We start from the raw sequence: 11,324 nt of genomic DNA on the forward strand, positions 1-11,324 counted from the left end.
CAGTTCCATTCATCTGCATTTTCTGAACTGTCAGTAAACTGAACTGTAAGAGGAGAAAAACCCTCAGTTACATTGCTACTGAAATTAGCGACTGGGAAAACAGCGGCTTCGGTAACGGTAATCGTAGATTCAGTTGAATCGGTACCGTTTACATTGCTTACTGTAAGATTAACAGTAAAGTTTCCTGCTGATACGTAGGTATATATTGGGTTTCGATCTGTGGAATCAACAACTCCATTATTATCAAAATCCCAATTTACTTCGGTTGCGTCTTCTGAAAGGTCGTTAAACTGTACAGTAAGAGGAGCAGAACCGCTGCTTACATTGCTACTGAAGTTTGCTACAGGAAGTACAGGAGCTGCGGTAACGGTAATTATGGACTCAATGGAATCAGTACCATTTACATTGCTCACAGTAAGATTGACAGTGTAATTACCTGCTGCAGAGTAAGTATGCGTTGGATTCTGATCAGTTGAATCGGTACCATCGCCGAAGTCCCAGTTCCATTCATCTGCATTTTCTGAACTGTCAGTAAACTGAACTGTAAGAGGAGCATAACCACTGCTGACATTGCTGGTGAAGTTTGCTACTGGAAGAACAGGAGCTTCAGTAACGGTGATTATGGACTCAGTTGAATTGGTACCATTAAGGTTGCTTGCTGCCAGAATAACAGTGTAGTTCCCAGCAGACGTGTAGGTGTGTGTTGGGTTCTGAAGCGTCGATCCAGCGAACTGAATGCTCCAAACGTCATTGAAATAAGAGGGAAATGCACATCCGCCCATGACTACGAGGCTGCCGTCAGAAAGAGAAACAGCACTATGCATGTATCGACCAGACCAACCGGCACTAGAATTAACTACAGTCCAGGTGGCACCACCGTCAATAGAACGCCAAACGTCATTTAAAAAGATGCTACCGTCAGATCCACCCATGACGACAATGCTGCCGTCCGAGAGAGAAACAGCAGCATGAGAGTAACGAACAGACCAGCCGGCACTAGAATTAACTTCAGTCCAGGTGGCACCACCGTCTGTAGAACGCCAAACGTCATTTAAACAGGTGCTGCCGTCAGATCCACCCATGACGACAATGCTGCCGTCCGAGAGAGAAACAGCACTATGATAGTAACGATCAGACCAACCGGCACTAGAATTAACTTCAGTCCAGGTGGCACCACCATCGGTAGAACGCCAAACGTCATTTAGATAGGTGCTACCGTCAGATCCACCCATGACGACAATGCTGCCGTCCGAGAGAGAAACAGCACTATGACCGTAACGAACAGACCAACCGGCACTGGAATTAACTTCAGTCCAAGTGGTACCACCGTCAGTAGAACGCCAAACGTCATTTAAACAGGTGCTACCGTTATTCCCCCCCATGACTACGAGGCTGCCATCAGGGAGAGAAACAGCAGCATGAGAATAACGACCAGACCAGCCGGAACTAGAGTCAACTTCAGTCCAGGTGGCACCACCGTCGGTAGAACGCCAAACGTCATTAAAAAAGATGCTGCCGTTAGTCCCTCCCATGATGACGAGGCTACCGTCAGGGAGAGAAACAGCACTATGACTGTTACGACCAGACCAATCGGAACTAGAGTTAACTTCAATCCAGGTCTGTGTGTAGTTCTCGTCGCCGAAGAACCAGGTCCATGAAGTTGCATTTTCGGAACTGTCAGTAAACTCAACGGACAGAGGAACATAACCGCTGCTTACATTGCTGCTGAAATTAGCTACTGGAAGGCTGCCACCTATGCCACCTATGCCGCCTTCGTCCAGTACGGTTATATTCATAGTTTTTGAATCAGTACCATTTACGTTGCTTACTGTCAAATTAACAGTAAAGTTTCCTGCATCAGAGTAAATGTGTACTGGGTTTTGATCTGTTGAATTGGAACCGTCACCGAAGTCCCAGTTCAATGCAGTTGCATTTTCAGAATTGTCATTAAACTGAACGGACAGAGGAACATAACCACTACTTACATTGCTACTGAAATTAGCAATAGGAAGAACAGGAGTTTCGGCATGTGTAACAGAAGCGCTCATCAATAAAAGAAAAGAGAAAAACAGGCATAGAATAAATTTATAGGGGGTATTAACATGTCTGTACTTCAAATTTAACGCTCCTTGTTTGTCGGATTCTGTTGTTGTTTTTTTCATTTGAAATCCCTTAATCACTTATAGAATATTTTGTATTTTATGTTAATAATAAATCTTGAAAGCTGCATGGCACGTCTTTTACTTCTTTTATTTTTTAATTAAATGGTAGAATACTTCAGTATTTTTTATTCATCCATTGCCTCCTATCAAAAAATCAGCGTTTATCGACAGATAGCATAAGCTAAACAAACACTGATCCTGGTTTTTCATTAACCGAAAAAATGTGTTCTCTTCAAATTTGAGAGGGAAATTGTTAGCTGAAGAAATAAGAAAAAATGGGACTAGTACTGCGATTCCGAAATATGTTCATAAAACTTGAATTTTGAATTGACCCGAAGATCACGGCTTTTTCCGAGAAATAAGGAATCAATTTTGGAATCGAAACACCAGGGGTAAACTTAAAGCATTTCTTCTTATATTTTTAAAGCTCAACTCAGTTCATAAATCTCAGTAGATATGTGAAATTTATTTGACCTCTGCAAATCTAAATGATACACATCATTAAACTTTTACACACTTTCAATTAATTATGTGCGACTTCCTCAATATTCAAAGTAAGATATAATATAATAAATATTTTTCTGTTTTAACATATTGAAAGTGATAAATTAAAAAATCGATATATTTAGCCATCAGTATGATCAAAATTTAAAGTTCTAATATTTCGAGATATAAACAGAAATTTGCAGATTTAATTTATGACATTATCTTGAAAAATTTAAAATAAATTTTTACAGAATACATGTATACAGTATTTATACAGAACCTTGAAAATCAAAATAAATAAACAAACTCAGGCAAAGACTGCACTACTGCCGTGCTAAAAATTGTCCTTTTTTTCGTAAAAATAAGGTAAAACCAGCCGATTCTTTGACTGCATCAAATATACCCTAACATTCTACAAATCCAACCAGTTTACTTTGCCATCTTTTGCTAATTTAACTCTTTTGAGTCGTCCGGTTCAAACCCTCGATATATGTTCCAGCCCCCAGCCACCAGGTATCGTCGACTTTCTGGACATAACTCATTTTTGGTTCAAGAGTCATATTGCGAGTGGGGTTGTAGTAATGATAGAAAAGAAATCCTCCTCCCTGCTGCGCCAGGAAGATCTCAACCTTTGTATAATTCACCCCATAGGGGTCTTGGAGCCCGGAAAGGTCCGTTCCGATCAGCTGGGGCTGATACGGAAGCGCCAGAGTTGTTCCGTTGTAATCGAAGGCATAAATATAGAGGCTATCGCGGACAAACGTCCCATTCTGCTTATTAAACTCTGCGATAGCGGCATCCTTTCCACTTGTATTGGCATAGTCAATCGCCTCCCCGACAAAAGATTTCAGGCTATTTCTTACCTGGGGATCTGTTCCCACATTTACAATTGATGAATTTTCCGGAGGATTATAAATGCCGGCTCCAATAATCCAGCTCTGGTTCACCATCATTACGTAGCTTAGTTTTTGTTTGACTGTGAAGTTGTCTGCAGGGTCTGCATAGAGATACCGGACGAAACCTCCACCGGACTTTGCGGCAGCTATAAGTTCCTGAATAAATAGGGTGCCGTTAGCGTCCGTGAGATTCCACCGGTTAGTCCCGATAATCTCGGGCTGGAAGGGGAGAGCCAGTGTGGTGCCGCTGGTGTCGTATGCAAAGATATAGAGTTCACCGTCAACGAAATGGCCGGTCTGGTTATTGAACTCACGAAGGGCAGCTTCCTTTCCGTGTACATGTGCATATTCGAAGGCTTTCTCTACAAATGCCACGAGCTCCTCTGGAGATGCAGTGAAATTGTTAGCTGGCGTCACTTCGGACTGATTCTGGCAGAGTTTGTAATTGCCGCTGCATACGATGTAGGACTTCCCATCGCTTCCCTGAGTTAACCGGTAGTATGTGGTCTTATAGTACAGATTCGTCTGGACTGGATGCATATAGACATAATCTACCCAGCCAGTGCCGTTCTTCAGCGCTCCTTCTAAAATTTCGTCACGGAACGGTTTACCGGTAACATCTGTTTTGCCCTTGAAGTTCTTGCCGACAACCTGGATGTTGTCTGCATGAGCAACAATGGTAAGATTCTCATCGTACACAAAAGCGTATAGGGCTGGATCTTCCGTGTTTCGATAAGGCGCTTCGCCTGCATTGATGCGCCGGAATGTATCTGAAGCATTTTTCTCGATTGCTGCAGTGGTTGTGTTTACAAGCTCCACCACCGCATCATCGGTGAATGTCTGCCTGGCGCATCCGACCCCAAGGTTCCGATAGATAATCCGCTCATAATCGCTGATTCCCTGCTCGTCCTTCTGATCTCTAACAGTCTCGATAGCCTGTTCGAAAGCGCTGACCAGAGTATCCGGGACGTCCTTACTGAAGATATAGTAGAAGTCATTCTCGCTCAGAGTGTACACGATCTCATAGGCGTTGGGATCTTCTGCAGTTTTCAGCATCTGATGCCGTCCTGCAAGATCTCCGGTTGCCCACAGGTCGATCTGGCCATTTTCCAGCATCGAGAGGAGTTCTTCAGGTGTCTGGCCGTTGACGATCTGAGACTTATTCACCCCCTGACTGGCGAGGATTTCATTTTCGATTGAAGACTGCACAGCTCCTATCCGGTACTGGTTAAGATCTTCTGCAGAGGATATCGTGATGTTACTGCTCATCGGTGCATAGAGAACGAAACTGGCTCTGGTGAAGGGTCCTGCCCAGCTGTAGAGGGGTTCACGTTCAGGCGTGCGGACGATGGAGAAAAGCACCGTACTGGTGTTGTTCTGCGCTATCTGGAAACCTTCTGCCAGGGGAACGATGCGGACGTCTGCCTGTGAGCGGTTCACACCGATATTCTGGAATACCTTTTCGAGTATATCGACAGAGATGCCGGTGACATTTCCGTCTTCCAGGTAGTTGAAGGGAGCCCACTCTTCGGTCAGGTAATTGAGCTGGGCAAGGCCGATAGATGGAATGTATCGACCGAGAATTTTATCATAAGTGCTGATTCCAGATTCGTCTTTCTCCTGTTTGATGGTATCGAGTGCCTGCTGGAAAGACGCAACTGTCGAGTCAGAAACATTCCTGTTGAAGGCATAGTAGCCTTCGAGGGCAGGTAATGTATAAACAACCCTGAAAGAGTAAGAGTTTCCGGTCACCTGTTCGGTGAGGTACCGGCCTGTTGCCTCAGGATAAGCCCACAGATCGATCTCACCGCTGTCGAGTTTTTCGACAAGTACGGATGCATTTGTCTCCTGTACGAGCTGGCTTTTATTTATACCGGCATCGAGAAGCTGCTGGACCGCGACATCATCGACGATTACCCCGATCCGGTATCCTTTAAGATCTTCAGTGCTCTCTATTGTGATTCCCCTGTCCGACCGGGCAAAGAGGACATTGGGATATGTATAGATGGGGCCGGCCCATTTGAAGGACTGCTCACGCTCGGGAAGCCTTGCGGTAGTGAAGAGGACGGTGTTATTTTGGGAGAGAACGGTCTGGTACCCCTCGGTCCAGGGGACAAGATGTACCTCCTCTCGTGTCACTTTTTCTCCTATCTTTTCGGTGACCGTTTCGAGGAGATCGACTGAGATGCCTTTTAGCGTGCCGTTTTCCATGTAGTTATAGGGCGGTAGCTGTTCTGTGTAAAACGTCAGATTGGCCGACACTGTGGTGCCGTTAATGTCTGCAGACGCAGCTTCATATCCCGAAGCGGATCCGGCGGCTGGAAACAGAATTCCAAAAAATACCGCAATGAGAATAAAGCACGTGTACCTTACCGATTGTGACATAATAGAAGTCTACCGATCAGCATATAAGTAAATACTGAATGCACCTCACCAATTTGCAAAAGAAAGCCTTCAGGATGGATTTAAAGACAGCCAGAAGCAGATTAACGTGTCCCAAGGCTTTTCTAAAATCCCTGCCAAAACATGATTTTCTCCTTCTTTTCCACTTTTTACTTTTCCAAAGAAGCATCAAACGATTGAGGGCAAATACAGCCGGACTGAACGGAGAGAAATGAAAGGTGGGGAGTTCACTGACTTTTCAAGAAAGTATAGATCCTGCAAATATATGTAGTTAAATTTTGCATATACATCCCAATAAATACACGCTTTGAGTTATATATAATCATGTGAGAATAATAAAGGAAGAGCAAGAGGAAAAACATGAAAACGAGCTTTTTACTTATTATAATGATGCTGATTTTCGCCGCAATAATGGTTATGCCGGCAAGCGCAGGAGAAGTAACCATAACCTTCGATGAAGGTCGTGTACAGGAAGGCGCAGAAATTGGGAGTGCCTATTCGGATATGGGAGTGACATTTTCATCTGGAGCAAAAATAGTTGAAACCAATGAGTTGGGATCCTGGTTTGGATACTCAGATTTAGGGTTCTATAATCCAAGTAATTATATTACTACAATTACGTTCTCGCCTGTTGTAAGATCTGTTTCAATAGATTTCGAGAATTCGTTCGAAGGAAACATGGATGCATTACTTGTAAATGGAGAAGTACTTTCCAAATCTAAATGTAACTTTTTTTGGGTCACTGAAAAGAGATTAAGGATAGAAAGCAACGACATCAGCATCCAGAGCGTTTCATTATCTGGAGATTGTCCGTACGTAAATAGTATAAAGTTCAATAACCTGGTTTATGATCAGGTAACAGAGCCCACCACTCAGGTTCCAGAATTCCCCACTGTTGCGCTTCCAGTAGCTGCATTAATAGGTATGATATTTATATTCCAGCGCAGGAAAGACTAATTTTTAGATGGATTGAAAGAAAAATAAGATTCATAGTTATGTTCTGAAAGTCTTTCAATCCATTTTGAGATTATTTTTATGATTCATTCCCTTTTTTCAATTGCTATTCTATTTTTTCCCTATTTTATTCTCTTTTCACAGCTCTTAAAACAACTGCTCCTTCCATATTTTCCGTTTCTACAGCAAAACCCACATCCTCAAAAAGCTCTTTCCATTCAGCTTCCGAAAGCTGGGGTCCGTGATGGTGATGGTGTGCCAGCGGCTCAACCGCAGTTAACGACCCTCCTTTTTTCAGCACCCTTTTAATCTCAAAAAGCGCAAACTTGATATCTTCAAGGTGGTGGAGCATGAGAAAACAGGTTGCAGCGTCTACAGATTCTCTCTCAAAAGGCAGGGCATAGGCGCTTCCTGTCCTGAACTCCACGTTCGGCACGCCGAGAACTTCTGCATTCATCTCTGCCTGGCCTGTGAGGGAATCGTGAATATCAATCCCGTAAACCTGTGAATCCGGATTATTTTTTGCAATCTCCATTGTGAGGGTCCCGAAACCGCTGCCGATATCAAGGATTGTTTCTCCTTTTATTCCCGGAAGCACGGCAGGGATCACCTTACCCCTTACGCGGGCCATGCGGTCTTCAGGAAACTTAGCTTTTTTTGCCTTTTCTCCATCTATTGATGTAAATGGCAGGATAGAATAGACCTTTGAACCGTTTACCGCCATCAATCCCCGCACGTAAGCACTGCCAGAATCGGCAGTGACAAGTTCCACAATGGAAACCCCAACATCCTTTGAAAAGCGCAGGTTCCACTCATCCCTTTTTTCATGGAACTTAAAATTCAGAGGGGTGTGAACAACAATATAATGTGAATAATCAGGGCTGAAATATGCTGATACGGATTCAGGTTCTTTCAGGCGTATTTCGCTTATGCTTTCCCTGAAAAGGGAGAGAATTTGCAGAGAGGTCTCATCTGCCTCGTTTCTTATGATTCCGATTTCTCCAAACATATGCTGAATTTGATTTCAGGGGATAAAAGTTCTCTTGTGAAAGTCGTGGAAAAAGATGATCTGGCTTCTAATCCACCTTAATCGGACTTATATTTGAAAATGTGATAGATTTTTGCTTCAAACTTTCTAAATTTTTAGAACTCATATAGATATAATTAAATAGTAAGAAGTAGGATACAGGTTACCGATTGGTGGTCCTGATGAAATACGTAATTGCGATGATAAGGCCGGAAAGGCTTGATGCGGTCAAAAGAGAGCTTCAGAAAATTGAAGTAAGCAGATTGACAGTATCGTCCGTTTCCGGTTATGGCGCTCAAAAAGGATATCTGGAAATCTATAGAGCAATGGAATATGATGCAAACTTACTTGAAAAAATCAAAATTGAAATCGCGGTAAATGATGAATTCCTCGAGCCGACAATTGAGGCAATAAAAACAGGAGCAAAAGGCAGTGACGGTTACGTCGGAAGCGGAAAGATCTTCGTGCTGCCGCTTGAAAACGTAATAAGAATCCGTACGAACGAGACCGGACCTGAAGCAATTTGAGGTGATGAAGATGGCTATAAACGGAGCAGACACTGTATGGGTATTGCTTTCCTCAGCATTGGTACTGTTAATGGTTCCTGCGCTGGCATTGTTCTACGGAGGACTTGTCCAGCGTAAAAACGTCCTGAGCAGCATGATGCATTCATTTGTCGCAATGGGCGTTCTGGCTCTTGAATGGGTGATAATAGGTTACTCACTTGCTTTCTCGGAAGGCAACTGGTTTGTGGGCGGCCTTGGAAACGCACTCCTGAACGGGATTGACCTTTATTCCGTAACAGGTACGATCCCTACCTATGCATTTGTTGCATTTCAGGGAATGTTCGCAATAATCACTCCAGCACTTATATCCGGTGCCATAGTAGGACGTGTCAAGTTCAAATCCTACATTGCATTCATCCTTCTCTGGGGACTCTTAGTCTATGCCCCAGTCTGCCACTGGGTCTGGGGAGGCGGATTCCTCACCGGAGAAGCACTTGACTTTGCAGGTGGTACCGTTGTTCACATAACTGCAGGAATGTCCTCGCTTGCAATACTGGCATACCTGGGTAAAAGGAGAGGATACGGTGTTGATTCACTGAAGCCGCACAACGTTACCCTGACCCTCCTCGGAGCCGGGCTTCTCTGGTTCGGGTGGTTCGGATTCAACGCAGGTTCAGCTCTTGCTGCAAACGAAGTCGCAACCCTTGCATTCATGACCACGCTGGTGGCTCCCGCAGCAGCAGGCTTTGTCTGGATGTCACTCGAATGGATGCACCTGGGACGTCCCACTGCGCTTGGGTTTGCAACCGGCATTCTGGCAGGGCTTGTAGGAATAACTCCTGCTGCCGGATTTGTCACGCCAGTAGCAGCGATTGCCATAGGGGCAATTGCGAGTTTCATATGTTATCAGGCTGTGATGTTCAAAAACAGGTTAGGATACGATGATTCACTTGATGCCTTTGGAGTTCACGGAGTCGGCGGAATAGTTGGTGCAATATTAACCGGTGTATACGCAAGTGTAGGAGGGGAAGGCCTCCTTCTTGGAAACTCCGCTCAGCTGATGATTCAGCTTGAAGGTGTGGTTATCACGATCGTATACGCAATGGCCTGCACCCTGTTAATAGGATTTGTACTCCATAAAACGATAGGGCTCAAAGTCACTGAAAGTGAAGAAATCATCGGGCTTGACAAAACTCAGCACGGTGAAGCAGCATACAACATTTGATATTGGGTGATTCTTCACCCAACCTCTCCAATTTTACTTTTTTACTTTTACTTTAAATCACATGCCAGCTTAAGAAAAGCTCGCCTCTTCCAGAGTATATTCCAGATTAGATGTCAAGCCTGCATCAGGCTCGTATCAATTTTTTTTGATATTGGTCTCCCTGGTTTTTAATAAGTGAATCCCAAATAAATAAGAAGAATCGAACTTCATTATTTAGAAAAAATCTGCCTGATACCTCTGAGTATCAGGAAAAAATATGGAATTGAACTGAGGATTCTTTCAGGTGTTGGAGATGCCGGGAAACCCAAATGAGATAAAGCTGGTAAATAATGCTATGTCCAATGCCACCCGAAGGAAAATTATGAATTTCCTTAATGAGGGTGACAGAACAGTTGAGGAAATCGGAGCAGAAGCCGGAAAAGCAATGCTTGACTTCCATCTTAAGCTCCTGCAGCAGGCAGGCTTGATAGAGTTAAAGGAAAATACAGCAGGCTTGACCGAATACGGCAGGAACTTCCTGAAAGGAAAAGAGGAAAATGAGCAGGGAAAGGGTGCAGACCTTTCACAGGCCAGGCCTATTGAGATTACAGAGGTCAGGCAGCTTTTGCCCTGCATAGCGGACTCTTCGAAGTTCAGGACAATTGCAAACATGGCTCCGCCTCTTGGAGGAGTTCTCAAGGTTCTGGAACCCATTTTTCCGAGAGGCAGGTACTCCGAGGGGATAGGTGCTCTTATTATACAGGAAAATGAGGTCATTACCACCATATACGGCACCGGAAAAGTGACAATGACCATGATTAAAGACGAAGAAGAAGCCAGAAACAGGCTTGAAAAACTGAAGAACACTATCAACGAAGCCATAGCAAAAGGAGTTGCTCCGGCTCCCAGGGAAAAAGTCCGGGTAGAACCTATGGAGATATATAAATATCTGCCTCAGACCAACTGCGGGAAGTGCGGTGACCAGAGCTGCTATACCTTTGCAATAAAGCTCATGGGAGGGGAAGCAAGCCTGGACAAATGCACGCCTCTTAAAGAACCGAAATACGCAACCAACCTCGAACACCTGCAGGTACTGAGTGCGTATATTTAAACGGCAGATGCTGAGATGCAGTTATTAGAAAAACATCATTTTCCGGAACCCCAGGAGAAATAGCTTAAGCAGGTTTCAAAAATGTCTGAAAATACTCATGAGACAAAGCTTGTAAACTTTGCTATGGCTAACGGTACCCGGCGGAAGATAATTAACTTTCTGGCGGACAGCTGTAGAAGTACTGAGGAAATAGGAGAAATAGTCGGGAAGGCGGCGCTTGACTTTCATCTTAAGATCTTACAGCAGGCAGGTCTGATTGAGTTAGAAGAAGAGATTGTGAAGCTAAGTGAATATGGCAAGAACTTCCTTAAGAATAAAACCGAAAAGCTTGAGGAAAGAATTGCAGACTTTTCTCAGGCAAAGCCGGTAGAGATTGCAAGGATTAAACAGGTTTTGCCCTGTATAGCTGATTCTTCAAGACTTCGGGTGAGTGCAAATATGGCTCCGCCTCTGGGTGGAGTCCTGAAACTCCTTGAGCCTCTTTTCCCCAGAAGTAGTTATTCAGATCAAAAAGATAGCCTGATTATTCAAAAAGGAGAAATTATTACAACTATTTACGGTAATGGAAAAGTCTC

Annotated in this window: 8 protein-coding genes; 5 read left to right on the plus strand and 3 right to left on the minus strand. The window is 44.0% G+C overall.

Annotated features, from left to right (window positions below):
* Both PLL47_RS11705 and PLL47_RS11710 read right to left on the minus strand, forming a co-directional pair.
* Positions 1–2,162: PKD domain-containing protein (locus tag PLL47_RS11705; protein WP_324446384.1), on the minus strand; the 2,162-nt coding region annotated here is incomplete at its 3' end.
* A gap of 938 nt (positions 2,163–3,100) precedes the next feature.
* A complete protein-coding gene (locus tag PLL47_RS11710; protein ID WP_324446385.1) occupies positions 3,101–5,929 on the minus strand; it encodes a cache domain-containing protein in 2,829 nt (942 codons plus the stop codon).
* Between the two features lie 378 nt (positions 5,930–6,307).
* On the opposite strand from PLL47_RS11710, the gene PLL47_RS11715 reads away from it, so the two are divergent.
* A complete protein-coding gene (locus tag PLL47_RS11715) occupies positions 6,308–6,904 on the plus strand; it encodes a PEF-CTERM sorting domain-containing protein (RefSeq protein ID WP_324446386.1) in 597 nt (198 codons plus the stop codon).
* Between the two features lie 124 nt (positions 6,905–7,028).
* Here the strand turns inward: PLL47_RS11715 and PLL47_RS11720 are convergent, their stop codons facing one another.
* A complete protein-coding gene (locus PLL47_RS11720) occupies positions 7,029–7,910 on the minus strand; it encodes a class I SAM-dependent methyltransferase (RefSeq protein ID WP_324446387.1) in 882 nt (293 codons plus the stop codon).
* Positions 7,911–8,101: 191 nt separating this feature from the next.
* Here PLL47_RS11720 and glnK1 point away from each other — a divergent pair, with 191 nt between their 5' ends.
* From glnK1 to PLL47_RS11740, 4 genes are all read left to right on the plus strand, one after another.
* Positions 8,102–8,455, plus strand: a complete 354-nt coding sequence (gene glnK1, locus PLL47_RS11725; RefSeq protein WP_502883698.1) for a nitrogen regulatory protein GlnK1 — start codon at positions 8,102–8,104, stop codon at positions 8,453–8,455.
* A 10-nt stretch (positions 8,456–8,465) separates the two neighbouring features.
* On the plus strand, positions 8,466–9,659 hold the full coding sequence (locus PLL47_RS11730) for an ammonium transporter (RefSeq protein WP_324446389.1): 1,194 nt from the start codon (positions 8,466–8,468) through the stop codon (positions 9,657–9,659).
* Positions 9,660–9,951: 292 nt separating this feature from the next.
* Positions 9,952–10,749 (plus strand): (Fe-S)-binding protein, encoded by a 798-nt coding sequence (locus PLL47_RS11735; RefSeq protein ID WP_324446390.1) that lies wholly within the window; start codon positions 9,952–9,954, stop codon positions 10,747–10,749.
* Between the two features lie 81 nt (positions 10,750–10,830).
* On the plus strand, positions 10,831–11,324 hold a 494-nt coding region (locus tag PLL47_RS11740), incomplete at its 3' end, for a helix-turn-helix domain-containing protein (RefSeq protein WP_324446391.1).

The organism is Methanosarcina sp. (assembly GCF_035390745.1).
GTDB lineage: Archaea > Halobacteriota > Methanosarcinia > Methanosarcinales > Methanosarcinaceae > Methanosarcina.

Excerpts from the sequence above, each read along its gene's own strand:
- PLL47_RS11710 (WP_324446385.1), bottom strand. The coding sequence starts at position 5,929 with ATGTCACAATCGGTAAGGTACACGTGCTTTATTCTCATTGCGGTATTT.
- PLL47_RS11735 (WP_324446390.1), top strand. The coding sequence starts at position 9,952 with ATGCCGGGAAACCCAAATGAGATAAAGCTGGTAAATAATGCTATGTCC.
- PLL47_RS11730 (WP_324446389.1), top strand. The coding sequence starts at position 8,466 with ATGGCTATAAACGGAGCAGACACTGTATGGGTATTGCTTTCCTCAGCA.
- PLL47_RS11715 (WP_324446386.1), top strand. The coding sequence starts at position 6,308 with ATGAAAACGAGCTTTTTACTTATTATAATGATGCTGATTTTCGCCGCA.
- PLL47_RS11720 (WP_324446387.1), bottom strand. The coding sequence starts at position 7,910 with ATGTTTGGAGAAATCGGAATCATAAGAAACGAGGCAGATGAGACCTCT.